This is a genomic window from Acidimicrobiales bacterium (assembly GCA_036399815.1).
Classification (GTDB): domain Bacteria; phylum Actinomycetota; class Acidimicrobiia; order Acidimicrobiales; family DASWMK01; genus DASWMK01.
In genome coordinates this window covers 1-26,590 of record DASWMK010000247.1, presented here as the reverse complement: position 1 = coordinate 26,590, position 26,590 = coordinate 1, and the positions used below count along the sequence as shown (strand labels likewise).

Annotated in this window: 22 protein-coding genes and 1 tRNA gene; 3 read left to right on the top strand and 20 right to left on the bottom strand. The window is 72.7% G+C overall.

From position 1 onward, the window contains the following. The 5 genes from VGB14_18605 to VGB14_18585 form a co-directional block, all read right to left on the bottom strand. On the bottom strand, positions 1–365 hold a 365-nt coding region (locus tag VGB14_18605), incomplete at its 3' end, for a hypothetical protein (GenBank protein ID HEX9994943.1). Then, on the bottom strand, positions 362–1,099 hold the full coding sequence (locus VGB14_18600) for a DUF899 domain-containing protein (protein HEX9994942.1): 738 nt from the start codon (positions 1,097–1,099) through the stop codon (positions 362–364). The genes VGB14_18600 and VGB14_18605, both read right to left, overlap by 4 nt. Further along, entirely contained in the window at positions 1,096–1,764 is a 669-nt protein-coding gene (locus tag VGB14_18595; protein ID HEX9994941.1) for a TIGR03086 family metal-binding protein, read from the bottom strand. Before VGB14_18595 ends, VGB14_18600 begins: the two co-directional genes overlap by 4 nt. Beyond that, on the bottom strand, positions 1,761–2,237 hold the full coding sequence (locus tag VGB14_18590) for an SRPBCC family protein (GenBank protein HEX9994940.1): 477 nt from the start codon (positions 2,235–2,237) through the stop codon (positions 1,761–1,763). The genes VGB14_18595 and VGB14_18590 overlap by 4 nt, the downstream gene beginning before the upstream one ends. Positions 2,238–2,239: 2 nt before the next feature. Then, positions 2,240–2,605: a metalloregulator ArsR/SmtB family transcription factor gene (locus tag VGB14_18585; protein ID HEX9994939.1), complete on the bottom strand. Its 366-nt coding sequence runs from the start codon at positions 2,603–2,605 to the stop codon at positions 2,240–2,242. Between the two features lie 103 nt (positions 2,606–2,708). Here VGB14_18585 and VGB14_18580 point away from each other — a divergent pair, with 103 nt between their 5' ends. Then, positions 2,709–3,122, top strand: a complete 414-nt coding sequence (locus VGB14_18580) for a VOC family protein (protein HEX9994938.1) — start codon at positions 2,709–2,711, stop codon at positions 3,120–3,122. Between the two features lie 154 nt (positions 3,123–3,276). Continuing rightward, a complete protein-coding gene (locus VGB14_18575; GenBank protein ID HEX9994937.1) occupies positions 3,277–4,248 on the top strand; it encodes a TerC family protein in 972 nt (323 codons plus the stop codon). 21 nt (positions 4,249–4,269) lie between these two features. On the opposite strand, the gene VGB14_18570 is transcribed toward VGB14_18575, so the two are convergent. The 13 genes from VGB14_18570 to VGB14_18510 all read right to left on the bottom strand — a co-directional run bounded on the left by VGB14_18570 (position 4,270) and on the right by VGB14_18510 (position 23,411). Beyond that, complete coding sequence (locus VGB14_18570) at positions 4,270–6,651, bottom strand: excinuclease ABC subunit UvrA (GenBank protein HEX9994936.1); 2,382 nt, start codon at positions 6,649–6,651, stop codon at positions 4,270–4,272. 15 nt (positions 6,652–6,666) lie between these two features. After that, positions 6,667–7,116 carry a hypothetical protein gene (locus VGB14_18565; GenBank protein ID HEX9994935.1) on the bottom strand — a complete coding sequence of 150 codons (450 nt, stop codon included), beginning with the start codon at positions 7,114–7,116 and terminating at the stop codon, positions 6,667–6,669. Between the two features lie 29 nt (positions 7,117–7,145). Next, on the bottom strand, positions 7,146–7,544 hold the full coding sequence (locus VGB14_18560; protein ID HEX9994934.1) for a VOC family protein: 399 nt from the start codon (positions 7,542–7,544) through the stop codon (positions 7,146–7,148). Between the two features lie 55 nt (positions 7,545–7,599). Beyond that, on the bottom strand, positions 7,600–8,010 hold the full coding sequence (locus VGB14_18555) for a helix-turn-helix transcriptional regulator (GenBank protein ID HEX9994933.1): 411 nt from the start codon (positions 8,008–8,010) through the stop codon (positions 7,600–7,602). Positions 8,011–8,128: 118 nt separating this feature from the next. Beyond that, positions 8,129–11,398, bottom strand: coding sequence for an ExeM/NucH family extracellular endonuclease (locus VGB14_18550; protein HEX9994932.1), 3,270 nt, complete (start codon positions 11,396–11,398; stop codon positions 8,129–8,131). 240 nt (positions 11,399–11,638) lie between these two features. Then, complete coding sequence (locus tag VGB14_18545) at positions 11,639–13,267, bottom strand: hypothetical protein (GenBank protein HEX9994931.1); 1,629 nt, start codon at positions 13,265–13,267, stop codon at positions 11,639–11,641. Positions 13,268–13,655: 388 nt separating this feature from the next. Beyond that, a complete protein-coding gene (locus VGB14_18540) occupies positions 13,656–13,943 on the bottom strand; it encodes a hypothetical protein (protein ID HEX9994930.1) in 288 nt (95 codons plus the stop codon). Positions 13,944–13,988: 45 nt separating this feature from the next. Beyond that, positions 13,989–15,923 (bottom strand): ATP-dependent helicase, encoded by a 1,935-nt coding sequence (locus tag VGB14_18535; protein HEX9994929.1) that lies wholly within the window; start codon positions 15,921–15,923, stop codon positions 13,989–13,991. Positions 15,924–16,241: 318 nt separating this feature from the next. After that, positions 16,242–16,598, bottom strand: a complete 357-nt coding sequence (locus tag VGB14_18530) for an ImmA/IrrE family metallo-endopeptidase (GenBank protein HEX9994928.1) — start codon at positions 16,596–16,598, stop codon at positions 16,242–16,244. A 489-nt stretch (positions 16,599–17,087) separates the two neighbouring features. Next, positions 17,088–17,164, bottom strand: a tRNA-Met gene (locus tag VGB14_18525). 57 nt (positions 17,165–17,221) lie between these two features. Continuing rightward, complete coding sequence (locus VGB14_18520; protein ID HEX9994927.1) at positions 17,222–17,515, bottom strand: hypothetical protein; 294 nt, start codon at positions 17,513–17,515, stop codon at positions 17,222–17,224. A gap of 12 nt (positions 17,516–17,527) precedes the next feature. Then, a complete protein-coding gene (locus VGB14_18515) occupies positions 17,528–20,584 on the bottom strand; it encodes a UPF0182 family protein (GenBank protein ID HEX9994926.1) in 3,057 nt (1,018 codons plus the stop codon). Between the two features lie 193 nt (positions 20,585–20,777). After that, positions 20,778–23,411 carry a DivIVA domain-containing protein gene (locus VGB14_18510; GenBank protein HEX9994925.1) on the bottom strand — a complete coding sequence of 878 codons (2,634 nt, stop codon included), beginning with the start codon at positions 23,409–23,411 and terminating at the stop codon, positions 20,778–20,780. Between the two features lie 123 nt (positions 23,412–23,534). On the opposite strand from VGB14_18510, the gene VGB14_18505 reads away from it, so the two are divergent. Continuing rightward, positions 23,535–23,864, top strand: coding sequence for a cupredoxin domain-containing protein (locus tag VGB14_18505; protein ID HEX9994924.1), 330 nt, complete (start codon positions 23,535–23,537; stop codon positions 23,862–23,864). 29 nt (positions 23,865–23,893) lie between these two features. Here the strand turns inward: VGB14_18505 and VGB14_18500 are convergent, their stop codons facing one another. Both VGB14_18500 and VGB14_18495 read right to left on the bottom strand, forming a co-directional pair. After that, positions 23,894–25,351 carry a multicopper oxidase family protein gene (locus VGB14_18500; GenBank protein ID HEX9994923.1) on the bottom strand — a complete coding sequence of 486 codons (1,458 nt, stop codon included), beginning with the start codon at positions 25,349–25,351 and terminating at the stop codon, positions 23,894–23,896. A 58-nt stretch (positions 25,352–25,409) separates the two neighbouring features. After that, positions 25,410–26,590, bottom strand: a 1,181-nt coding sequence (locus VGB14_18495) for a hypothetical protein (protein HEX9994922.1), incomplete at its 5' end; no start/stop codon positions are given.

Genomic DNA, 26,590 nt, shown 5'->3' with positions numbered 1-26,590 from the left:
TGCTCGACCGCCGCCGCCACACCGCCGGTGACGAAGGTGAACCGCAGATCGAGGCGGACCTGGGCCGGCGGCGAATGCGTCACCACGAAGAACGGCGGCGTGGCCGCCAGGCCGGCGCCGTAGCCCATCTCGTCGTTCCAGCCGCCCGGGCCGTCGACGATGTCGAACAGCCGGCGGCCCATGATGACCGCCCCCGAGCGCTCCACCGCCTCCCGGAGCACCGCCGCGTCGACCTCGTCGTCGCTGGCGAGGGCCCACTCGTGCAGGGCCTCGCCGCCCGCCCCGAGCCCCTGCTCGTTGCTCGGGTCGGGCCCGGTGACGAACCCGTCGAGCGAGATCGAGATGTCGGCGATGACCCTGGTCACGAGAAGTCCGGGGTGGCGGAGTGGGGGTCCTCGCTGCGGCCCTTCGGCTCCTCCCACTCCTCCTGGCGCCCGAGCGCGGTGAGGTCGAGGAAGTAGTACGAGCCGCCGGTCGACTCGAGCCCGCGCGCGTACTGGGAGTACGTGTGGAACACCCGGCCGTCGACGAGCAGGAAGCAGCTGAGGCCCGGCATCTCGAAGGGCTCGTCGCCGCCGAACGGCGTGCCCATGGCCTCGTACTCCTCCTTGGTCCGGTAGTTGTACTCCACCGGCCGCTGCGACCCGTCGACGGTGACGCCGAAGTCGAGGTTGAAGGTCGTCCCGTAGGACGAGTACCAGGGGACGTCCCAGCCCTTCCGGGCCTTCCAGCGCTCCAGCTTCTCGAGGGGCGCCCGGGAGACCATGGCGTAGGTCGTGTCGCGGGCGTGGAGGTGCGCGAAGAAGCCGGGGGAGAGCTCGTCGGTGCCGGCCGAGCAGCTCGAGCAGCCCTCGTCCCAGCTGGGGTCGAACATGAAGTGGTACAGGATCAGCTGGCGGCGGCCGTCGAACAGGTCGGCGAGGCCGACCTTGCCCTCGGGCCCGTCGAACACGTAGTCCTCGGTCACCTCGACCATGGGCAGGTTGCGCCGCTCGGTGTTGAGCGCGTCCCGCCGGCGGGTCAGGTCCTTCTCCTTGGCCAGCAGCTCCTTGCGGGCCACGAGCCACTCCTCGCGGGTGGCGATCCTCGGAAGCGTCACTGCTCTCCTCCCTCCGGCGGCTGCCAGTCGGGGTCGCGACCGGCGACGCCGAGGACCCGGCGGAACAGCGGGGCGTCGTCGGGGATGGGGATCTCGGGGCCGAAGATGCCCTCGAGGCCGAGGCTGCGGAAGTACGTGACCTGGTCGAAGACGACGTCGAGGCCGGGACCGTCGTAGTCGTACGCCCGGCCCGTGGCCCTGGCGAGGTCCCACCCGTGCAGCAGGAGCTCGTCGAGGGCGACGATGCCGGCCACGGCGCCGGGCAGCTCGACGCCGCCGGCCGCCGTCGTGCCCGTCCAGGCGCCGGGGTCGTCCCAGGCCCGGGCGAGGGCCATCACGTCGCCCGGCAGGCGGGCCTGCCAGTCGGGCGCCAGGTTGGCGGCGTCGCCCGGCCCGGCCGCCGGGAGCGGGTCCTTGACGGCGGCCGCCCGGAAGGCGGCGGCCGCGCCGGCGACGTGGTCGAGCAGGTCGCCGACCGTGTAGTCCTCGCACGGGGTCGGCCGCCCGAGGGCGTCGGCGGGCAGGGTGGCCACGAGGTCGGCCATGCGGCGGGCCGCCGGTCCGAGGTCGACGGGGGAGATCGTCATCGCAGGAGTGGACGGGACGGCGCCGCCGAACTCATCGGTCGCCGGCGCCGCCTCGTCCGGGCTCGGGGTGCCGCTCACCCGGCGAGCAGGTCGTCGAGGCGCTCGTAGCTCTCGCGGACGCCGTACTCCATGCCGCTCGCCAGGAACGCGTCGCGGGCCTCGAAGGAGTCGACGAGCGACGTCGCCGTGAGGCGGGTGCGCCCGCCGCCGAGGTCCTCGAACACGACCCGCTCCAGGGCCACGCCGTCGGGCTCGGCCTCGTAGGTGAAGGTCTGGACGATGACCTCGGACGGGCGGACCTCGTGGAACGAGCCGTGGAAGGCGAACTCCTCGCCGTCGCTCGTGTGCAGGTAGCGGTAGGCGCCGCCGGTGCGGCAGTCCCACCGGTCGATGCGCATCTCGTGGCGGCGGGGGCCGAGCCACCGGACCACGAGGTCGGGGTCGACGTGGGCCCGGAACACCTTCTCGGGCGGGGCGTCGAACTCGCGGGTGATGCGGATGGCGGGGACGGTCGGGTCGGCGGTGATCTCGGTCTCGCGGGTGCCGGTCATGGTCACGTCGGTGCTCCTGTGTCGGGTGGTGCGGTGGGCTCGGGGTCGTCGGGCATCGACTCGAGGAGGGCGTCGAGGCGGCGGTACCGCTCCTCCGCCTGGCGGCGGTAGCGCTCGATCCACGCGGTCATCAGATCGAGCACCTCCGCCTCCAGGTGGACGGGGCGGCGCTGGGCGTCCCGGCGCCGGCTCACCAGGCCGGCGTCCTCCAGCACCTTCAGGTGCTTGGAGACGGCCTGGACGGTCACGTCGTACGGGGCGGCCAGCTCGTTGACCGTGGCGTCGCCGTCGGCCAGCCGGGCGACCATGTCCCTGCGGATCGGGTCGGCCATGGCCGAGAACGCCCGGGACAGCGGGTCAGCCGCCACGCCCTCCTCCTCCAGTGCGCTTGTTCAACCGTTTGGTTGACGACACCGTACGCCGGGCGGTCCCCCCTTGTCAACCGATCGGTTGAATGCGAGGCTGCCGGGCATGGACATGCGCCTCGAGCTGATCGTGCTGCCCGTCACCGACGTCGACCGGGCCAAGGCGTTCTACGAGCGGGCCGGCTTCCACCTCGACGTCGACCACCGGGGCGGGGACGACTTCCGGGTCGTGCAGCTGACCCCGCCCGGCTCGTCCTGCTCGATCACGATCGGCAAGGGCGTCTCCCCTGCGGAGCCGGGCAGCTACCGCGGCCTGCACCTCGTCGTCGACGACGTGGAGGCGGCCAGGGAGGAGCTGCTCGGGCGGGGGGTCGAGGTCGGCGAGGTCTTCCACTTCGGGCCCGAGGGGCAGGTGAGCGGCCCACACCCCGGCCGGGACGACTACGCCTCGTTCGCCGCCTTCGACGACCCCGACGGCAACGCGTGGCTGCTCCAGGAGGTCGGCCACCGCCGCGTGTGACGGCCCGCCCGGCGGGGCAGACTGGGCGCAACCGAAGGGGAGTATCCCTCGCGGCCCACCGTCAGCACGGCGATGACGCCCGGTGCGGCCGGCTCCACGGAGCGGAGAGACCTTCGGCTCGACGCAACCGAACCGTCAGCCGAAGGAGCACCCGTTGGACGTCGCCCTGTGGGCCTGGGCCGCCGTGGTCGCCGGCATCCTCGCCGCCCTCGCCCTCGACCTGTTCGTGTTCCACCGCCACGCGCACGCGGTGTCGGTGCGGGAGGCCGCGGTCACGAGCGCCATCTGGGTCGCCGTCGGCGTGGCCTTCGGCGTCGGCGTGTGGGCCTTCGCCGGCGGCGACGCGGCCGGCCAGTACTTCGCCGGCTACCTGATCGAGAAGTCGCTCGCCGTCGACAACATCTTCGTCTTCGCCCTGATCCTCGGGTACTTCGCCGTCCCCGCCCACCTCCAGCACCGCGTGCTGTTCTTCGGCGTCCTCGGCGCGCTCGTCCTGCGGGCCATCTTCATCGCCGCCGGCGCCCAGTTGCTCGACTCGTTCCACTGGCTGATCTACGTGTTCGGCGCCTTCCTCGTGCTGAGCGGCATCCGGATGCTGCGGGCCCGCGAGTCCCACGCCGACCCTGGCCACAACCCCATGGTCCGCCTCCTGCGCCGGGTGATCCCGGTGAGCGAGTCCTACGAGGGCCAGCGGTTCTTCGTCCGCCGGGCCGGCCGGCTGATGGCGACGCCGATGCTCGCCGTGCTCGTCGCCATCGAGTGGTCCGACGTCGTTTTCGCGGTCGACTCGATCCCGGCCATCTTCGCCGTCACCGACGAGCCCTTCCTCGTGTTCACGTCGAACGCGTTCGCCATCCTGGGCCTGCGGGCCATGTACTTCCTGCTGGCCGACGCCATCGACCGGTTCACCTACCTGAAGCAGGGCCTCGCCGCCGTGCTCGCCTTCGTCGGGGTGAAGATGCTGCTGGCCGACGTCGCCCACATCCCGACGGGCGTGTCCCTCGCCGTGATCGGCGCCATCCTCGCCGTCTCGGTCGGCATCTCCCTGCTGCGCCCGGCCCCGCCGGCGCCGGCCGACCCCGAGCACGCCGGGCCCGTCGGCGCCGGCCGGCCGCCGTCCTCCTAGGCGGGGGCCGGGCGCGCCGGGTCAGGCGCCGACGTAGGCGGCCAGGTGGTCGCCGGTGAGGGTCGAGCGGGCGGCCACGAGGTCGGCGGGGGTGCCCTCGAACACGACGCGGCCGCCGTCGTGGCCGGCGCCGGGGCCGAGGTCGACGATCCAGTCGGCGTGGGCCATCACCCCCTGGTGGTGCTCGATGACGACGACCGACTTGCCGCCGTCGACGAGCCGGTCGAGCAGGGCGAGGAGCTGCTCCACGTCGGCGAGGTGCAGGCCGGTGGTCGGCTCGTCGAGGACGTAGACCCCGCCCTTCTCGCCGATGCGGGTGGCCAGCTTGAGCCGTTGGCGCTCGCCGCCCGACAGCGTGGTGAGCGGCTGGCCGAGGGCCAGGTAGCCGAGGCCGACGTCGGCCAGCCGGTCGAGGATGGCGCTGGCCGCCGGCGTGCGGGCCTCGCCGGCGCCGAAGAACTCCTGCGCCTCGGTGACGGGCATGGCCAGCACCTCGCTGATGTCGCGGCCGCCGAGGTGGTGGTCGAGCACCGACGCCTGGAACCGCTTCCCGTCGCACTCGTCGCAGGGCACGGCCACGCCGGCCATCATCGCCAGGTCGGTGTACACGACGCCGGCGCCGTTGCAGTTCGGGCAGGCGCCCTCGGAGTTGGGGCTGAACAGCGCCGGCTTCACGCCGTTGGCCTTGGCGAAGGCCTTGCGGATGGGGTCGAGCAGGCCCGTGTAGGTCGCCGGGTTGGAGCGCCGCGAGCCCTTGATCGGCGCCTGGTCGACGGCGACCACCCCGGCGTCGGCCGGGATCGACGCCATCAGCGAGCTCTTGCCCGAGCCGGCCACGCCGGTGACGACGACGAGCACCCCGAGCGGGATGTCGACGTCGACGTCGCGCAGGTTGTTGGCCGTCGCCCCCCGGATCTCGAGCGCGCCGGTCGGGGCCCGCACGGTGGCCTTGAGGCTGGCCCGGTCGTCGAGGTGGCGACCGGTGACGGTGCCGCTGGCCCGCAGGCCCTCGACGGTCCCCTCGAAGCAGACGGTGCCGCCGGCCCGGCCGGCGCCGGGCCCGAGGTCGACGACGTGGTCGGCGACGGCGATGGTCTCCGGCTCGTGCTCGACGACGAGCACGGTGTTGCCCTTGTCCCGCAGCCGCAGCAGCAGGTCGTTCATCCGCTGCACGTCGTGGGGGTGCAGGCCGGCGGTGGGCTCGTCGAACACGTAGGTGACGTCGGTGAGCGACGACCCGAGCTGGCGGATCATCTTCGTGCGCTGCGCCTCGCCGCCCGACAGGGTGCCCGACGGCCGGTCGAGGCTGAGGTAGCCGAGCCCGATCTCGACGAAGGAGTCGAGGGTGTGCGCCAGCGCGCCGAGCAGGGGCGCCACCGACGGCTCGTCGAGGCCGCCGACCCAGGCGGCCAGGTCGCTGATCTGCATGGCGCAGGCGTCGGCGATGTTGACGCCGTCGATCCTCGACGACCTGGCCGCCTCGTTGAGCCGGGTGCCGTCGCAGTCCGGGCAGGTCGTGAACGTGACGGCCCGCTCCACGAACGCCCGGACGTGGGGCTGGAGGGCCTCGACGTCCTTGGAGAGCATGGACTTGCGGATCTTCGGGATCAGGCCCTCGTAGGTGAGGTTGATGCCGTCGACCTTGATCTTCGTCGGCTCCTTGTGGAGCAGGTCGTGCAGCTCCTTCTTGGTGAACCGGCGGATGGGCTTGTCCGGGTCGAAGAAGCCGCAGCCGCTGAAGATGCGCCCGTACCAGCCGTCCATGCTGTAGCCGGGGATCGTCAGCGCGCCCTCGTTGAGCGACTTCGTGTCGTCGTAGAGGGCCGACAGGTCGAAGTCGGTGACCGAGCCCCGCCCCTCGCAGCGCGGGCACATGCCGCCGGCGCGGGTGAACGTCTTGCGGACGGTCTCGCGGGCGCCCCGCTCGACCGTGACCGACCCGCTGGCCCGCACCGGGGCGACGTTGAACGAGAAGGCGTTGGGCGGGCCGACGTGGGGTTGGCCGAGCCGGCTGAAGAGGATGCGCAGCATGGCGTTGGCGTCGGTGGCCGTGCCGACGGTGGACCGGGGGTCGGTGCCCATCCGCTGCTGGTCGACGATGATCGCCGTCGTCAGCCCCTCCAGCACGTCGACGTCGGGCCGGGCCAGGGTCGGCATGAAGCCCTGCACGAAGGCGCTGTAGGTCTCGTTGATCAACCGCTGGGACTCGGCGGCGATCGTGCCGAACACGAGCGAGCTCTTGCCCGAGCCGGAGACCCCGGTGAAGACCGTCAGCCGTCGCTTCGGGAGCTCGACGCTGACGTCGCGGAGGTTGTTCTCCCGGGCGCCGAGCACCCGGATGCGGTCCTGCCCGTCGGCGGGGTGCGGCGCCGGCGGCGGGTCCGTCCTGGGGGCCGTGGTCATCGTCGCTCCATCGGTTCAGGCCGGCTCGGCGCGCCACCGCCGGCGCTCGGGCAGGGTGACGTCGCCGTAGCCGTTGCAGCGCACCTCGGTCGGGCGCAGCTCGAACAGCACGTAGCGGTCGTCGGGGTCGTAGCTGGCGGCGGCCGCCACCTCCGCCCTCGTCGCCGGGTCGTCCACGGGGTGGCCGGTGCCGCCCACCCACGCCTCGCCGCCGGTCCCGGCGGTGTCCGGCACGCCGTTGTGGAGGGCGAACCAGCGGCGGTCGCGGAGGTCGGCGCCCTTCGGCGACGTCGGCTCCATGAACACGTAGAGCCCGTCGGCGGTGACGATCGGGGTGACCGGGTGGACCCGCGGCGCGCCGCTCGCCCGCACGGTGGCCAGGTACGACGGCGGCACCCGCAGCCGGTCCCCCACGAAGGCGGCCAGCTCGGGCTCGGCGGCGGCGAAGGCGCCCCAGGTCGTCACGGGCCCATCATGGACGCGGGCGGCGGCCGTCAGGCCTGCGCGATGCGGACGAGGTTGCCGGACGGGTCCCGGAAGGCGCAGTCCCTGGCCCCCCACGGCTGGGACGCCGGCTCCTGGAGCACCTCGGCGCCCGACGCCCTGACCTTCTCGAAGGTCGTGTCGAGGTCGTCGGCGCGGAAGATGGCCGCCTGGATCGACCCCTGGGTGACGAGGGCGAGGAGGGCGTCGCCCTCGGCCTGGGAGCGGCCGCCGTGCGGCTGGAACAGGACGATGTCGACGTCCTGGCCAGGGGCGCCGACGGTGACCCAGCGGAAGCCGTGGGCGGCGACGTCGTTGCGGACCTCGAGCCCGAGGGCGTCGCGGTAGAAGCCGAGCGCCTCGTCGGGGTCGTGGACGGGGATGAACGTCGTGGAGAGCGTGACTGCCATGCGACGACCGTACGGGCACCGGCCCCGCGGGTGCTTCTCCGGTCCTGCTCGGTGCTCAGACCGGGGCCGGGCTCCGCCGCGGCCGGGTGACGACCATGCTCACGCACGGCGGCAGGGCGTCGAGGTCCCCGTGGTCGCGCGCCCGGTAGTGCGACGGCGTCTCGCCGACGATCTCGGTGAACCGTGAGCTGAACGACCCGAGCGACGTGCAGCCGACGGCGACGCACGCGTCGGTGACGGACACCCCCTGCCGGAGGAGCGCCTTCGCCCGCTCGATCCGCCGGGTCATGAGGTACGAGTAGGGCGTCTCCCCGTAGGCGGCCCGGAACTTCCGCGAGAAGTGCGCGGGCGACATGAGCGCGGTGCGGGCCATGGCCGGCACGTCGAGCGGCTGCGCGTAGTCCCGGTCCATCAGGTCCCGCGCCCGCCGCAGCCAGACGAGGTCCGCCATCTCCTCGGGCGTCACGACCACGACGGTAGACGCTCCGACGCGACGAGCTCGTGGGGACGCGGACGCGGAGCGGCCCCCGTCGGACCGACGGGGGCCGCCGCGAGCGGGTGTGGTGGACCAGCGAGCCGGTGCGCTACCCGGTGAACCGGAAGTCGGCGTGGTGCACGGTGCCGTCGGCCAGCGTGACCGTCAGCCGCCGGCAGGTGCCGCCCCAGCTCCGGGCCGTCTTCCACGTGTAGGAGTAGGTGTCGGTCGCCGCGTCGTACGAGAGCCCGGCGCGGCCCGCGGTCGTCGTCTCCTCGATGACGTCGCTCGGTGCGCCGGTGGCGCAGTCGATCGCCGTCGACGACGGTGAGCCGGCCGCCAGCACGGCGAGGCCCTGGTCCCCGGTCAGGCCGAACTTCACGGGGATGCCGGCGCCGGCGCGGGTGACGTTCACGACCGGAGGGTTGTCGACGGGGGCGAAGAACCCCTCGAAGTCCCAGATCACCTGCACGACCGCGATGTCGGCGCCGGTGTCGCCGCTCGGGTCGGTGACCCGCACGGCGATCGTCCGGCTGGCCGGCGCCTCGAGCCCGGCGGCCGAGAACGTGGCGCTCTGGCCGCTCGTCTCGTAGGTGCCGTCGCCGTCGAGGTCCCACTCGTAGGCGAGCGGGTCGCCGTCGGGGTCGGTCCCGGCGGCCGACACGGTCACCGTGCCGCCTTCCACGACGGAGTAGGGCCCGCCGGCGTCGACCGTCGGCGCCGCGTTCAGGTCCAGCCCGACCAGCACCGGGTCGTGGTCGGACGACCGGTAGGCGTTCGGCGCGTACAGCGTGTTGACGTGGTTGGCCGACTTGAACTCGACGTTGTAGTCGAGCGCCACCGGCTCGTCCGCGTTCGCGTGCCACTCGGTCACGTCCGACACGCGCGCGGCCAGCGACGGGCTGGCGAGCGCGTGGTCGAGGTAGCCCGACTGCCCCTGGAACACGTACGAGTACGCCTCCTCGCCCACGAACTCGGCGATGGTGTCGACGTACCCGGCGTTCCGGAACACCGTGATCGGGTCCTCCATGGCATAGGAGTTCATGTCGCCGAGGAGCAGCACGTCGGCGTTGCCGCTGCCGGTCGGGTCGCCGGCGAGCCAGTCGACCAGTGCCTCGGCCGCCGCGGTGCGGGTGGCGTTGCAGTTGCCCTGGCCGTCGCCGGTGTCGGGGTCGCCGACGTCGTTGCAGTCCGAGCCCTTCGACTTGAGGTGGTTCACGACGGCGGTGAAGCGGCTGCCCGTGGCCGTCACCTCGAAGGTCTGGGCGATCGACGGGCGGTTCTTGGTGTCGATGAACCGGGGGTCGACCGACGAGTCCATGATGGCGTGGCTGCCGACGGGGGTGACGACCCCCGGCTGGTAGACGATCCCCACCCGGATGGCGTCGGTGCCGACCACGCCGGTGTCGACGAAGTCGTACGTCCCCGGGGCGGTCGCGTCGTTCAGCCCGGCGACGAGGTCCTCGATGGCCCCGTACCCGGCGTCGGTGCTGTCGTTCTCGAGCTCCATGAGCCCGACCACCTCGGCGTCGAGCGCGGTGATGGCCGCGACGATCTTGGCCCGCTGCCGGGCGAACTCGGCCGGCGTGGTGGCGCCGCGCGCCGTCGGGAAGCCGCCGCCGGCGCCGTCACCGTTGAAGTAGTTCAGCACGTTGAAGGCCGCGACCTGGAGGTCGCCGCCGACCGGCTCGGTCGCCGCCGGCCTCGGGTTGGTCGTCGTGAAGGTGACAGCCGAGGCGTCGACGGGCTGGATGCGGTAGACGCCGAAGCGGAAGTCGAGCACGCCGGCCAGGTCGGCGACGGTGTCGCCCACGCGCAGCGTGTTCGAGGCGCTCAGGCCGCCCTGGGGGTAGTAGGTCGGGTCGATGTTCTGCTGGTTGTTGCCGTCGTCGAGGAGGATGCGGCTGCGGTCGTTCAGGTTCTGGAGGGCGATGGCGGGAGCGCCGGGGGCCACGACGTTGGTCGGGTTCTCGAGGCGCCCGCCGGCGGACAGCGCGACCTCGCCGAAGCGGGCGAGGCTGAACACCTCGGTGACGGTGAGGGGCTGGGCCATGTCGACGGACATGCCCTCGTAGCGCTCCCACTCGGGGATGGACGGCACGGGCAGCGAGACCTCGGTGGGGGTCACGGTCCCGCCCGGCGCGCAGATCGTCGTGGACGACACGCTCGAGAGCTCGGTCAGGCCGCTGAACTCGACGACCGTGCCCCGCACCCGCACCTTGTCGCCGACGTTGACCGCGGCCGACGTGTTGAACACGAAGATGCCCTCGGACGTGGCGACGTCCTCGTCCACGTCGGCGTCCTCTTCCTGGAGGTAGTAGCCGCTGAACTGGCCGGCGCCCTGGTAGTCGCCGACGACGTTGCCCTCGATGGTGACGACGGAGCCGACGATCGGCGACGAGTCCCCGGCGCCCTGCACCTGGTGGACGAAGGTCGCCGGGTCGCCGCAGACGGGCGCGGCGGTGACCGTGATGGTCAGGTTGCACGAGCCGGTCGCGGGCGTGGCGTCGTTGTTCGTCGCCGTGACCGTGACGTTGTAGGTGCCCGCGGGCGTCGAGCTCGACGCCGTGATGGTCGCCGAGGCCGTGCCGCCCGTGGCGGCGGCCGGCGTGAAGGCGGTCCGCGTGATGGTGCCGGGGTTGCTCGGGGAGACGGCGGTGACCGCGAGGTCGACGACGACGCCGTCGGCGTCGGAGGCGCTCACGGGCGCGTTGATCGCGGTGCCGGCGGTCCCGGCCGCGCCGCTGCCGCAGTTGGCCACCACGGGCTCGTTCTCGTCGCCGTCGCCGTGGGCGCCGAGGCCGTCGAAGGTGTCGACGGCGAAGCCGTCCCACTGGACCGACGGGTCGAAGGCATCGTTGGCGATGGCGTCACCGGCCTCGATGCCTGCCTTGCGCCGCAGGGTGTTGTCGGCCGTGCTGGTCAGGCCGCTTCCCCACTCGGTGCCGGGGTCGACGCCGATCTGGCCGATGCTGTCGAGGAACGTGGTGCCGTTGCGCAGGACGACGGCGTCGTCGCCGTTGAACCACCCGGCGCCGTTGGTCTGGTCGGCCTGGGCGAGGATCGTGGCGGAGGCGGACGACTGGGCGAGCACGAACACGTCGCCGCTGGCGACGGTCCCCGTCAGGTTGATCGTGAGCCCGGCCGTCGTGCTGCCGTTGAAGAACATCTGGACGGAGTAGCCGGCGAGGCTCTTGGCCGACCCCGTGCCGTTGAAGATCTCGAGGGCCTTGTTGTTCGACGAGCCCTCGACGTACTCCGAGAAGAACAGCTCCGTGGGCTGCGCCCCTGCTGGCGTCGCCGTCCCCACGACCGGCAAGCCGGCGATCATCGCCACCGCCAGGGCGCCGACGAGCCCCCGCGCGCGTATCCGTCCCATGAAATTCCCCCCATCCCTCCCGAGCGAGCCGCTCCACCCTACGGCTTCCGCATGCCTAAGCGAAGGTGAAGCGCCACCCAAGCCTGCTCCACGGTCGGGCCGTGTCCCGACGACGCCGACGAGGGGCGACCGCGATGACGACCGTCACAGCGTCGACACGGGTTCGGGTGTGTGGGCTGGCCGACCGGTGCCACCGGCCGGCGGACCGCCCGCGGCGCCCCGCGACCCGACCCGATCGCGTCAGCGACGGGCGTACGCGGAGATGTCCTGGAGGGACCGCACGAGCTGACGGGGATCCTCGAGGTTGCTCCATGCGTCGTCGTCGCCGGGGACGTCCCGCTCGATCACGAGTCGGGCCCCCCGCCGCGAAAGCCCGCGCGTGGCGGGGCGGGGCAGGTCGAAGATGGCCGGCGCGAGCTCGAAGACCGCCGCGGCCACGGCGTTCGCGTCGCCGGTCGACGACAGGGCCTCGATGAGGTCCTGCAGCTCTCCGATCTCCGCCGAGACGGGACCGGCTCGGTCCCCCTTCGCCTTCTTGACCACCGGCAGGCACCCGGGATCGTTCACCGGGTCACAGGGCTCACCGGTGATGTCGACGCCGCCCAAGGTCCCACCCGGTGGTTGCGTGGGCGGTCCGTCGGGCCCAGTGGTGATGCCCGGACCGAGCCCCCCGAGACCGCCAGGTCCGCCGGGTCCCGCGGGGCCGGCAGGCCCGCCGGGCGCACCAGGTCCACCGGGGCCGGCAGGACCACTCGGCCCACTGGTGCCCGTCCCGCCCACGCCGCCGCCGTCGGTGCGGGTGTCGGGTGGCAGCACCTCGGCGTCCGGGGGTGGCTGGAACTCGTCCTGCTCGGAGCTGACCTGCCCGTTCGGGTCGAACTCGGTGGTGTGGATGTGCTTCGACCCATCCGGGTGGTGGGTCGTCTCGACCAACGTCCTCGTGCCGGACACCTCGTGCGTGCGCGTCGTCGTGGTGTGCGTGTCACCCACCTGGTGACCGCTGGAGTCGGTGGTGTGGACGGTCACCGTGTCCGTGACCTCGTCCAGGATCCCGAGGCCGTCGGGCTGGCTGTGATGTGTGGTGGTGGTGTGGGTGGTGGTCCCGTCCGGGTTCAGCACGCTGGTGACGTGGCCGTTCGGCCACTCGAGCTGTTGCACCTGGCCCGTGACCTGGCCCGTGGAGTCGGTGACCGTGTCCACGGTCGAGGTGGTGCCGTCACCGTGCGAGGTGACCGCATGCGTGGTCGTGCTCCCGTCAGGTCCGGTCGTGAGGGTCTGGCGGACCACGTCGGTCCCCTGATGGAACTCGCTGGTAGAGCTCGTCCCGCTGGGGTTCCCGTTCACGAAGTGCGTCGTCATGCTGTTCTCCAGCCCGTCACTGCTCACGGAGCCCGTGGTCTCGCTCCGCGTGCCGTCGGGTCGGGTGATCGTCCTCGAGAAGGTGACGCCGCCATCCTCGGCGCCGCGGCGGACGGTGAACGTCTGGGTGCCGTCGGCTTCGATGAACAGGTCGGTGTTCTTGCCCTGGCCGTCGTCCTCGAGGACCTGGGTCGTCCCGCCGGCCTCGGCGCCGCCGTTGGTGCGGATCGTCACCCGCGTCGCGCCGCCGCCGAGGTCCTCGACGATGACCTCCTGCTCCTGGCCGCGGTCGGCCGCCTCTGAGATCGCGGTGGTGTCGGTGAGCGAACCGTCGGTCAGCCGTGCCCGGGAGAAGCCGCGCACCGGACCGACCGGATCGAGCGGCTGCCACCGCTCCAGATGAACGGCGGCGATCTGCCCGTCCGCATCACGTAGCGCCAAGCCGAGCCCGTGGGCACCGATGTCCAACCGTGCCGATGAGCCGTCCTCCCACGCCCGAAAGCGGGCCACCCGCGACTCCGATCGTCGTCCCCAGAACCGGTCGACATCATCGCCCTTCGGGCGAGCTGGTGCAGCGCGACGATAGCCCGTAGTAGCGATCCGCGACAGGGCCACTTGTGGCTACGACAGAAGAGCCGGTGCTCTCGCACCGGCTCTGACCTGCGGTTCTTGGTGGCGGGGGCGGGATTTGAACCCGCGACCTTCGGGTCATAGGCGCGCGGCCGTTGGGCCGACGAGGTCGGCGTGGGCCGGTCTCATGGCTCCCACCGGGGGTGACGCTGCTCGTTGGCCGACGTGCAACGCGACCGTCCGACCGCGTTTGTTCCTGGCGCGATGACAGATCTGATGACAGCGACCTCGCCCTGACAGCTCATGCGCGCCATGGAAGAGCGGTCCTCTAGTCGGGACCGTTGATCCAGCGGAGCGCTTCGTCCCGCTGCTTCTCGCCGCCTGGAGGCTTCACGGGGCACCACCGAATACCCAACGCGTCGCACTCGGCCTGCACGAGTTGCTCCGCCTCACGCGTGTCCAGTGCTCGCCAACCCGTCTTCCCACGGTTGACGTGATAGATGGCCCGGCGATCGGCGTAGTCCCACCGCCAGTTCAGCCGGCCACGTTGCTGCAACTCGTCCAGCATCAGGCCGAGATGATGTTGCCGGGCGATGTGGTACGGCTTGGGCGGCATCGCCGCATGGTCGCACGTTTTGTGCGGAGCCGCGGTCGGCGACCGCTACGAGTCAGCGACGTAGGCCTTCAGCCACGCCACGCCCTTCATCGCGTTGGGCGCCGCCGGGCCGAGTTCAGCCATGTACGGGCTGGCGATGGTGCTCACTGTCAGCTCTCCGTTCTGCTTCCAGCTCTTGGCGACGCGGACCCCGAGGGCAGACGCCATCGCCCATGGCATCGCGGCCGCCGACGACAACACGAGCTGCTCGGCAGCCCGCGTCAGCGCGACGTACGTCAGACGCCGTTGTTCATCAACGGCGAGCTGCCGCTCCTGAGCGGACACGTTTCCGATGATGGTTGGCACGATTCCGTCAACCATGCCGACGACGAACACCGCGGGGCTCGTGAGCCCCTTGGACTTGTGCAGGCTCATGATTCGCACGTAGTCCGGGCTAGCGGGGACGTCGGCGTGGCTCACCCTCACGACGATCGCGTCAAGAAGGTCGGCCGACGTTTGGCATTCCGGAAGCACCTCCAGAGCGATGTCCCGCAACTCTTGAGTGTCTTCGTTGCCTTCCGGCAGAAGAGCGTCAACCAGGGCTGCAACGTCTTGAACCGGCAGGCCCTCAATGATCGTCATGGCGTGGTGGTAGTGCTTCGCGAGGACCGCCGGCACTCCGGCTAGCTTCTCACCGGCTCGTACCCTGTCCAGAGCCTCACGCTCGGTGCAGCTGTTGTCGCGGCACCAGTCCGTGAGCTTCCGATAGGCCGCGGCCCTGCCTGTGCCGTCCCCAAGGCCAAGGAGCACGCGAACGGATACCGGGTCGTCGCCAACGACGAGGCGGAGGTGTGCCAAGGCCTCCCGCGCTGCTGGCTTGCGAAGCGGCTCCTCCGCAAAGAAGGACCGCGCGTCAATCCCGAGATCAATGAGCCTGCGGCGGATCGCCTCACCGATCTTCTGACGATGCGTGAGCACGAGGATGTCGCCGGCCTCGCGGCGCTCGGAAGCGACGTCGTGTGCAATCGCGGCGACGATGCCGTCTACCTCTTGCTCCAAGTCCTCCCACTGGACGATGGCGACTTCACCATCCACGTCGTTCTGGAGACATTGCAGATCGTGCTTGTTCCGACCTGGAGCATGGGCGATCAATGCGTTTGCCATCGCGAGGACGCGGGCTGGACAGCGACCGCACGTCTGAATGTGATGGTCCTCCACGTCGGGATCGCCGACGAAGTTTAGAATCCCGTCCGGATTGGCATGCCTGAAGCCGTAGATGGATTGATCGTCATCGCCCGCTACGCAGAGCGCCGCACCGTCGGGGGTTGCGAAGAGGTCCAATAGGTTCTGTTCCAGATAGTTCAGGTCCTGGTACTCATCCACGATTACGTGATCAAAGGCGGCGAGGGCGGCCGCTTGCGGATTGTTCTTGAGATAGTTGTACGCAATAGGAACCACTTCACCGATCAGGATCGCTTGGTGGTGGCGAAGCCAACCGATGGCCTCAGCCTCAAATTGTTTGTCCGCCGGCAAGACGGCGTTTCCCGGATGGTCCTCGGTTCCGCGAGCCCACCCTGCGTCAAACGCCTCCAGTAGCTGCCGACGTTCTGGCAACGTGCCGAACTCGCCAGGCAGGTCTCGCAGCATCAGGTCGGTTTCGTACTTCAGGAGGGGCCGGGGTGTCCGTTGCGTGATTGCGAGCACGGCTGCTTCCTGCAGGAGGCCGAAGCAGAACGCGTGCAGGGTCGTCGCCCGAGCATCGTCGGCGCCTTCGATTCCAAGATCGGCGATCTTGTCCCTGAGGTCACGCGCTGCTGTCCGAGTGAACGACACGAGAAGGATGCGCTTCGGATCAACCCCCTCGCTCAGCAAGCGGGCCACACGCCGCATGAGGCCGTACTTCGTCTTCCCCGTGCCAGGGCCGGCGAGGACTCCGATCCGACGATGCGGCGAGCCCGCTATGGAAAGGTGCGGCTCACCGAGGCCGTCATCCCAGTTCATTGGCCTGAAGTCTCTCACTGGCTATGAACTACGCGGCGACCGAGAAGCCGTCCGACGAATCCAGCTGCACGCCTCCGTTGCTCCGAGCCCGGTCAGCCCGCCGACTCGCCAGTAGCTCGGCCACGGCCTCATCGTCCTTCTCAGCGTCTTCGTCGCTCCGCTGCCGCAGCTCGGCAACTAGAGCCGCCAGCACCGTGTCGTCCTCTGAGGCCGTACTGCATTAAAATCAGGCAGCGACTCCGAAGGCTGAGGTGCCAGCCGGAAGTACCCGGTGAGGCCGTCCGGCGAGCGATGCGAGCGATCGCAGCGACCGTAGCGTCAACGAGGCCGAGCTGCTGCAGGCGGTACGCCATGGCGACGGGACTGACACCGAACTCGTCGGCCAGGTCGCTGACGTCGCGCACGCTCGCCGAAGCGGCGCTTAACGAGCCGCTTAGGCACCAACAGACACGCCGCGAAGTAGTCGGCCACCAGCTCGGCCCGGCGCTCGCTGCTCAGCAGCGCCGTCCTCGGACACAGGTAACGGATGCGCTCGTGGTCAATGACGTGCTTGGCCTCGTGCATGAGGCTGAAGCGCCGTCGCACGCTCGGTTCGGTGCTGTTGAGGATGATCAGCCAGCGAGGCTTGTACCAGTTGGTGAGGCCGGACATCGGCAGGTCGCTGCGCAGCTGCACCTCCGGGTCCGTCAACGCTCCCACGTGAACGTTGCACCGACCTTCAGTGATTGCAGAACTCCGCCGGGAACGGGCCACCGAGTGGTGGTACGGCTTGACCGGCGGTCGCCTTCTGCCGTCGGCAGGGCTCACAGTCTGTGCACCACTTCGGGACCTGTCCGTGGTCGCAGCAGGTCTGTACGTGCACGCGATGACCGCAGAGCGAGCAGGACATGGATGCCCACGGTACGCCCTGGTTGAGCGACCCCTAAAAGCATCCACGAAGCCCTGGAGGGCTTCGTCATCCATGGTGGTACCGAGCGGTACCCCGGGCCGTCAGGGCCAAGCCCTCCGGGCGGCCTGCGGCGGGCCTTGGTCGCCCTGGTCGGCGCGTCAGGCGCGCGAGCTGCGAGAGCAGTGATGACAAATTGATGACAAGCGGGGACTCCAGAACGTCAAAAGCGGCTCCCGGCGACGGCCGAAAACCGCTTCTGACCTCAGTAAACGTGTTGGTGGCGGGGGCGGGATTTGAACCCGCGACCTTCGGGTTATGAGCCCGACGAGCTACCAGACTGCTCCACCCCGCGTCGTGGAGTCGCCAATCTAGCAGCCGGCCGGCCGGGCGCCAACCGGGACGGGGGCGGTCAGCGGTCCTGGGCGCGACGGCGGGCGTCGGCGAGGGTGTTGGTCACCGCCTGCTTCAGGGTGGACGCCACGTCGCGCACGTCGTCCTTCACGGCCGGGTCCTTCACGGCGTTGCGGACGGCCTCGAAGGCGCCCTCGACGGCCTCGCCCAGCCGGTCGAGGGCCTGGCGCGCCCGGTCCTGCTCCTCCTGGCCCTCCTCGCCGCTCGCCTGCTCGAAGTGGAGCTTCAGCTTCATGCCCAGGCCGGCCAGCGAGTCGGCGACCTGCTTCCAGTCCGACGGGGTGTCGCTCATGTCCTCGGCCTCCTAGGCGGAGTCGGTGGTGCTGGTGGACGACGGCTCGGTCGTCGACGTGGTCGATGACGACGACGACGTCGACGAGCCCGACGGCGTGGACGAGGTGGTCGAGCCGCCCGTCTCCGAGCCGGGGTCAGCGCCGGGCTCGGTGCCCGTCGACCCGTCGTCGGCCGGCTCGCCGCCGAGCAGCGACCGGGCCTGCTCGGTCAGGGTCTGGGCCTCCTCGATGGCGTCCTGGTAGGCGGCGAGGTCGCCGTCGGCCAGCGCCTGGTCGGCCGCCGCGAACGCGTCCGCCGCCCGGTCGAGCAGGGCCTGCACCTGCTCGTCGACCGTGCCGGTCGGCAGCTCGCCGCCCTCCGACGGCTCCCCGCCCTCGGACGGCTCGCCGCCGCCCTCCTGGGTCGGCGGCGCCGCCCCGAACACCTGGGCCAGCCCGGCCTGGAGCGTGTCGTCGATGACCGTCGCCCCGCCGAAGGACACGATCACCCGGCGCAGCTCGGGCACGGCCGTCCCGGTGGCGCCCTGCACGTAGAGCGGCCGGACGTAGAGGATGCCCTGGTCGATGGGCACGAGCAGCAGGTTCCCGAGCCGGACGTCCGAGCCGCCGCCCTGGAGCAGGCTGATCTCCCGGGAGATCGTCGTGTTCGAGAGGATGTTCGAGTTGACGATGGCCGGCCCGTCCACCGGCTCGCTCGAGTTGACCTCGAACACCTCGAGCTCTCCGTAGTTCTCCGGGTCGCTCTTCGCCACCATGAACGCGATCAGGTTCCGCCGCGAGTCGTTCTCCGAGAACGGCACGAACGACCGCAGGATCAGGAAGCTCTCCTCGTCCTCGCCGGGGAGGCGCATGAGCAGGTGGTACGGGGCGATGCGCCGCTCCCGGCTCCCCGTGACCTGGCCCTCCTCGTTCACGCTGGTGGTCGTCGTGGCCGACCCGACGTCGGTGCCCGGGTCCTGGGCGACGGTCCAGGCGTCGGTGCGGGCGTAGAAGTCCTGGGCGTCGTCGATGTGGTAGCGGCCCCACATGTTGGTCTGGACGGTGAACAGGTCCTCGGGGAAGCGCAGGTGGTTGCGCAGGTCCTCGGGCATGTCGTCGAAGTCGGCGAACAGGTCGGGGAAGGCCGACCGGTAGGCGGCCGCGATCGGGTCGCCGCCCGGCATCTCGTACAGGGTGACCTGCCCGTCGTAGGCGTCGACGACCGCCTTCACCGAGTTGCGCACGTAGTTGAACGAGTGGTCGAGGCCGCTGCCCTCGACCAGGCCGTCGATGATCGCCTCCTGCGCGTACGGGTAGCGGTTGGTCGTCGTGTAGGCGTCGACCACGTACACCAGCCGGCCGTCGGTGATCACCGGGTACACGTCGTGGTCGAAGTGGAGGAACGGGGCGACCGTCTCCACCCGGTCCCGCACGTCCCGGATGTAGAGGATGCGGGAGTCGCCTGACACGAAGTTCGAGATCAGCGGGTTGATGTCGCCGAAGCGCAGGGCGAACGCCGCCCGCCGGATCAGGGACCCGACGCCGACGCCGCCGTCGCCGGCATAGGTCGTCGTCTCGGTCGCCTCCTCGGTCTGGAAGTCGATCTCGGCCCGCTCGGTGTCGACGATGGCGTAGCCACCGAGGCCCTCGCCGAAGTAGATCGCCGGCTGGGTGATCTCCGGCTCGCCCTCCACCGGGATGTTGGCGAGCGTGAACGCCGGCCGGCCGCTGCTCGTCACCGCGTTCGCCGGGGCGACGGCGGCGCCGTAGCCGTGGGTGTAGGCGAGGTGCTGGCCCTCCCACGACTGCTGGGGGATGCCGCCGGTGTTGAGCTCCCTGGCCGACAGCACCACCTGCGTGGTCCGCCCGGCGATCTCGTAGCGGTCGACGTCGAGGTCGCGGAAGTCGTAGAAGTTCCGCACGCCCTGGAGCTGCTGGTACGTGTCCTGGACGACGTTCGGGTCGAGCAGGCGGATGTTGCGGACCGTGTCGGCGTTGGCCTCGAGGTCGACCTCGTCCGGGTCGCTGCTGTACTCGAACTGGGCGACGGTCACGTCCTCCGCGCTCAGCCCGAGCGCCGCCCTCGTCGCCTCGATGTTGCGGGCGATGTAGGGCTCCTCCCGGCTCGACTCGGCCGGCTCCACGCGGAAGCGCTGGATGAAGGCCGGGTAGATCCCGCCGGCGACCACGGCGACGAAGGCCCACAGCCCGACGGCGACCACCGGCAGCACCCAGCCCCGCCGACGGATGTTGAACAGGAACAGCGCGAACGCCAGGATCGAGATCAGCAGCAGCAGGTTGAGCACCGGCAGCTGGGCGTTGACGTCGGTGTAGGTCGCGCCGTCGACCGTGCCCCGGCTGGAGAGGGTGAGCTCGTAGCGCTGGAGCCAGTAGTCGGCCGCCTTCACCAGGGCGAGCAGTCCGAGCAGCACCGACAGGTGGGCCTTCACCTGCGGCGTGACCCGCTGGAACTGGGTCTGCACCCGGATGCCGCCGTTCAGGTAGTGGGCGACGGCGGTGACGATGAACACGATGACCAGCGCGGCGAACGCCCAGCTGACGACGAAGGTCAGGAACGGGAGCTGGAAGACGTAGAAGCCGACGTCGGTGTGGAACTGCGGGTCCTTCACCCCGAAGTCGACCCGGTGGGTGAACAGGATCCAGTCGTTCCACTGGCTCGACACGCCGGCCCCGGCGATGAACGCGAACAGCAGGGACACGGCGATGCGGACGAGGCCGGCACGGCGGCCGACGATCTCGTGGTACCGCTCGATGAAGTCCTCCTCCGGCCCGGCCGGGCGGAACCGGGGCGCCAGCCGGTCGGCGATCAGGAGGTTCGCCCAGAGCACCAGGAAGAACACGCCGGTGAAGATCAGGGCGAGGAGGACCTTGGCGCGCAGCACGCCCCGCCACACGCTCGTCAGGCCGAGCGAGTCGAACCAGAGGAAGTCGGTGTAGAAGCCGGCGAGGCCGCGCAGGGAGTAGAGGAGGATCAGGAGGACGACGGCGGCGACGACCAGGATGGTCCGCCCCCGGCCCGTCCCCGGTCGGCGACGCCGCGGGCGCGGCAGGTCGGTGGGGGCGCGCATGACGGCGGGAGCCTACCGGCGGCCCGGCGGGGGTCGGGGTCGCGGCCCGGCGGTCGGCGGGGCCGGATCGGGTCGTCCGGACCGGGCGGGCGGCGACGGGCGGGCGGCGTCGCGTCCGGCGGTCGGCGGGGCCGGATCCCGTCGTCCGCCGGCGGGGCGGAGAGGGGCGGGCGGCGTCCCTTCCGGCGGGCGGTCAGCGGGGCCGGACGGCGTCCTCCCGCACGGCCAGGCAGCGGCAGCCGGGGTGGGCCGGCGGGACCGTGTGGCCGGTGGGGAACGGCTCCCCGGCGGGCACGGCGCCGGCCAGCGCGTTGTCCTCGGCGTCGGGGCACGGCGCGCCGCCGGTGTCGACCAGCCAGCACAGCGGGGTGCCGGGCGGGACGGCGGCGACCAGCCCGGCGGCGTAGGCGGCCGCCGTGGCGTGCCGGGTGACGTCGGGGATGCGCTGGGTCTTCCACTCCCGGTAGCAGGCCCGCAGGCGCTCGGCCACCGAGTCGTCGTCGCCCCCGCCCTCGCTCACGGCCCGCTCGATGCGGTCGCGCAGGGGGTCGACGAGGGCGGCGGCCAGGTCGACGGCCACGGGGTCGACGGCGGGGTGGAGGTCGCGGGAGGCGTCGCCCGACGTGGCCGCCCCGGCCGCCGCGGCGGCGAGGAGGTCAGGGGTGACGAGGACGGCGAGGCGGCGGCGGTGGTCGTCCGGCGGGCCCAGCAGCTCGTCGAGGGCGACCTGGCCCCGCCGGCGCCGGAGGGTGTCGAGGACGGCGTTCTGCTCGTCGGACAGCGACCGCTTCACCTTGCGGGCGAGGGACCGCTCGGGCCCGGCGACGGCCTCGTCCCGACGGCGGAGCAGGGCGGCGGCCGCCGGCTCGGGGCCGGGCTCGGGCTCGGCGTCGGCGTCGGCGGCGGCCTCGGCCTCGGGCGCCGGCTCGGCCGTCGGCCCGGCGCCGGCGGCGGGCTCGTCGGGCGGGGCGAGGACGGCCTCGGCCCGGGCGACGGCGTCGGCCCGGCTGGCCTTGATGCGGGCGAACAGCTCCTCGACGCTCGGGCGGGGGCGGTCCTCGGCCACGGGGGCGGGCGGTGGCTCGTCGGGCGGGGCCGGCTCGGGGGCGACGGGCTCGGGGCGGGGCGGCACCGGCTCGGTGGGCGGCTCGGTGGGGAGCGGCTCGGTCGGCGGCTCGTCGGGGACGGGCTCGGTCGGCGGGACCGCGGGCGACGGCTCGTCCGGCTCGGTGCCCGGCCGCGTCGGCGCCCCGGGCGGCTCGGTGGACGGCGCGGTCGGACCGGGCTCGACGGGCTGCTCGGTGGGGAGGTCGGCCGGCGGCGGCTCGGTCGTCGACGCGGTCCCGCCCGGGGCGCTCGCCGCCGGTGCGTCCGGGGCGCTCGCTGCCGGTGCGTCCGGGGTCGCCGGGGCGTCGGCGGTGGACCGGTCCGGGGCGTCCACGGAGCCGGCGGCGGACGGGGCGCGGGCCTCGGTGGACGGCTCAGCGGCGTTGGCGGGCACGGCGGGGGCGGGGGATCGGGGCTCGACGGCGGGGTCGGCGGGCTCGGCGGGGGACGGGGCGCGTGCCTCGGTGGACGGGGCGGGCTCGGGGGACCGGTCGGTCGGGGCGGTGGACGTCGCGGCGCCGTCGGGCGGGGGGGCGAGGTCGGCGGCGGGGGTCGCGCCCGACACGCGGACGTCGGCGGGGTCGGACGGCTCGGGGGCGATCACGCGGATCCCCTCGAAGGGGGCGCCGCCCTCGACCGGCTGCCAGCCGGGCTCGTCGGGGAGGTCGGGCGGGGCCTCGGTCTCGCCGCGGCGGCGGAAGCGGCGGCGGCCGACCGGGGCCAGGGGCGGCGGGCCGGCGACGGGCGGCAGGGTGACGGCCGGCGGCTCGGCGACGTCGTCGCCGAAGCGCAGCACCGCACCGGGCCGCTCCCCGCCGCCCGGCTCGTCGTCGCCGAAGCGCCGCACCGCCCCGGGCGCGGCCTCCGGCGCGGCCGCCGGCGCCGCCGCGACGGCGACGGGCTCGGGCTCGCGGGCGGGGGGGACCGACCGCAGCACGGCCAGCTCGGCCTCGAGCTCCTCCTGGGTCGGCTCCTCCGCCTCGGCGGCCCGGCGCCCGGCCGACTCGGCCGCCGCCTTGGCCTCGACCATGGCCATCGACAGCTCGCCCGTCGCCTCGTCCAGGGTCCGCCGCACGACCTGGTAGGCGGCGAGCAGCCGGTCCCGCCCGGCCCGGAGCTGCTCGAGCTGCTGGCGGGCCAGCTTGCGGCGCCGGGCGAGGTCCCGCAGCACCCGCTCCCGCACCACCTGGGCCTCGCCCACCATCTCCCGGCCCCGCTGGCGGGCGGCCTCGATCTCGCCGTCGGCGGCGGCCGCGGCGGCGGCCCGGATCTCCTCGGCCGCCGTCCTGATCCTCGCCGCCTCGGCGTCGGCCTCCTCGGTCCGCTGGGCGAGCACGGCGTCGGCCTCGGCCCGCATCCTGGCCGCGTCGTCCGTCGCCTCCTGGAGCATCGTGGCCGCGGACTCCTCGGCCTTGGCCCGGATCTGCGCGGCGGCCTCCCTGGCCGCCTCGAGCACCCGCGCCGTCTCCTCACCGAGCACCGTCGTGAGGCGGTGGACGTCCGCCTCCTCGGCGGCGGCGAGACGGGCCTTCGTCTCCTCGAGCTCGTGGCGCAGCTGCTCCTGGCGGTCGAGCAGGCTGGCGAGCTCGCCGGCGACGGCGTTGAGGAAGCCGCGGACCTCGAGCTGGTCGAACCCTCTGAACGACGTGGAGAACGAGCGGCGGGCGATCCCGTCGGGGCTCAGGTCGTCCCGGGGGCGGCGGGACGGTTCGGTCGCCATCCCTCCCGATGGTACGGGCGCAGGGCCGCCGCGGCGGGTATCCCGGCCGGGTCCTGTGCCATGCTCGGTGGATCGTCGCCGGCGCCCGCACGGCCGGCCGGGGACCGCACCGAGGGAGGACCCATGCACCGTCTCGCCAAGGGCCTGGCCGCGACCGCCGTCGCCGTCGGGCTCGTCGCCGCCCCCGCCACCAGCGCGTCGGCCGCGCTGGCCGCCAAGGTGCGGATCGTCGACAACCAGTTCCGCCCGGGGACGATCACCGTCGCCGCCGGCTCCACCGTCGGCTGGCTGAACCGCGGCGCCAGCAGCCACACCGTCACCTTCGAGGACGGCTTCGACGAGGTCCTCTCGCCCGGGGAGAAGACCCGCCGCCGCTTCGACGCCCCCGGCACCTACGACTACGTCTGCCGCTTCCACTTCGGGATGGCCGGCGAGGTGGTCGTCACCTCCTAGCGCCGGGCGCGGGGGCCGGGCGACGGCCCCTACACGACCTCGAACTGGCCCATCATGTCGTGGTCCTCGTGCTCGAGGTTGTGGCAGTGGAACACGTACCGGCCGCGGTGGCCGGAGAACCGGGCGATCACCCGCACGGTCTCGCCGGGCGCGACGAGCACGGTGTCCTTCCACCCGACCTCCTCGGGCGGCGGCGGCGCGCCGTCGCGGTCGAGCACCTGGAAGTGCACGAGGTGCAGGTGCATCGGGTGGGCCATCCCGGTGACGTTGCGGAACTGCCAGATCTCGGTCGAGCCGTAGGCCGGGCGGGCGTCGACGCGGTCGGGGTCGAAGCCTTGCCCGTCGATGACCCATCCGAGGTCGGTGTCGTGGGACAGCTCGAGGTCGCGGGTGACGGTCGCGCCGGTCAGCGGGGCGAGCGGGCGCAGCTCGGCGGGGACCTCGACCGGGTCGCGCTCCCGCCACGTCACGTCGAAGCGCATGACGTCGGCGGTCGGGCCCGACCCGGCCAGGTTGCGCAGCACGACCTGGTCGCCGACCGCGGCGCGGCGGAAGTCGACGACGACCTCGACCCGCTCCCCCGGCGCCAGCCGCACGCTCGGGCGCTTCACCGGCCGGGGGACGAGCCCGCCGTCGGTCCCGATCACCCGCAGCTGGCGACCGCCCGACAGCGCCAGCTCGTAGGTCCGGCAGTTGGACCCGTTGAGGATGCGGAGCCGGTACTGGCGGGTGCGGACGGCCATCCGGGGCTGGACGGCGCCGTTGACGAAGATCGTGTCGCCCTCGAGCCCGTCGCTCGTCGTCGCCGGGTACCAGAACGACCCGTCGGCGTCGACGATGCGGTCCTGCACGAGCAGGGGGACGTCGAAGGCGCCGCGCGGCAGGTCGAGCCCGTCCTCGACGGCGTCGGTGATCAGGTAGAAGCCCGACAGGCCCCGGTAGACGTGCGGGCCCGTCGCCATCAGCGCGTGGTCGTGGTAGTGGAGCGTGCAGGCCCGCTGGTCGTTCTCGTAGACGTAGGTGCGGGCCGTGCCGGGCGGGATGACGTCGGTGGGGCCGCCGTCGTGCTCGGGCGGGGTGCGCCCGCCGTGGAGGTGGACGACCGTGTCGAAGGGCAGGTCGTTCTGCTGGGTGACCACGACCCGCCGGCCCCGGCGGGCCACGATCGTCGGCCCCGGCCAGGTGCCGGCGTAGGTCCAGAGCGGCGCAGGGACGCCGGCGACGGCGGGCTGCTCGGTCGCGGCCATCGTCACCCGGTACCAGTCGGTCGTCGCCGTCGAGCGGACCGGGGCGAGCACCGGCGGGATCGGCAGCTCCGCCTCGAACGGGGGCTGGCGCAGCGAGGACGTGCGGGGCAGCGAGCAGGAGAACGGCAGCCCCGCCGCCCCCGGCCGGCGGGCGGCGCCCGAGGAGCGCCCGGCCCCGGGGAGGAGCAGGGCGCCGCCGGCCAGCAGCCCGGCCTTCAGCAGCGAGCGACGGTCGAGCACGGCTCCTCCCCCACCGGACGTCCGGGCGGCGACGGTACCAGCGCCCCGGCGCGCCGGGTCAGGGGAAGGGCGGGAGGGTGATCGACGTGGTCGTCGGGAGCGGCGGCACCGTCGGTCGGGTCGTCGGCAGCGGCGGGATGGTCGTCGGCGGCAGGGTCGGCCGCGTCGTCGGCAGCGGCGGGATCGTCGTCGGCGGCAGGGTCGGCCGGGTCGTCGGGATCGGCGGGAGCGTGGTCGGCAGCGGGGGGAGCGTGGTGGGCAGCGGCGGCAGGGTCGTCAGGTCGTCGACGATGTCGTCGATCGGCCCTCCGTCGTCGTCGCCGCCGCCACCGGGGACGGTCGGGACCGGCGGGACCGTGAACGTCACCGTCGGCAGCGGGCCACCGCCGGGGACCGTCTCGCCCGGCCCGGGGCCGCCGGGGAACGAGCCGAGCGGGCCCGTGCCGGCCGGGTCGGTGGCGCCCGGCCCGTTGAACCCGGGACCGAGGCCGTCCGGCCCGCTGCCCGTCGGCCGGGTGCCGCCGGCGCCGGGTGCCGTCGAGCCCGGCCCGCCGCCGGCGCCGGGCCCTGCGCCGTCGAGGCCGGCGCCGAGCAGGACGGGCCGGGACGCGAAGTCGGCCGGCGCGCCGAACTCGGCCGTCGACAGGTTCAGGGCCTGCTCGATGGTCGCCCGCAGCGGGTCGCTGTCGACCCCCTGGTCGAGGGCGACGAGCCCCCACGCCGCGCCCTCGTCCCGGAACCCGAACACGTCGCCCCACCGCTCGGTGAAGCCGCCGCGCTCGCCGAGCGCGGCGATCGCCGCGCCGACGAGGGTCTCGCCCGGCGTCCGCCACTCGTCGAGCAGGTCGGCCTCGAACGCCGGCTCGTCCTCCAGCTGGGGCAGGAGCAGCTGGTAGAAGCCGGCGGTGCGGCCCTCGCCGGGCGCCAGGCTCGCCGTGTAGGTCGAGGCCCGGGCCTGGAGCTCCTCGCCGAAGGCGATGGCCCGGCCGAGGAAGTGGCGGTCCCACGGGTCGTCGGGGTCGTAGCGCATGGGCCGGGGCCGGGCCGGCAGGCGCCCGGGCGCCCACACCTGCGCCTCCCGCAGGGCGGGCACGGCCAGCTCGCGCCCGGCCGTCGTCACGGTGGCCGCGCCCTCGTAGACGCCGACGGCCGACGTGTAGGAGCGCCGCAGGTGGGCGGTCGCCGCCGCCGTCTCCACCGTGGTCGTGCCCGTGTCGACGGCGAGCGGCCCGGCCGTGG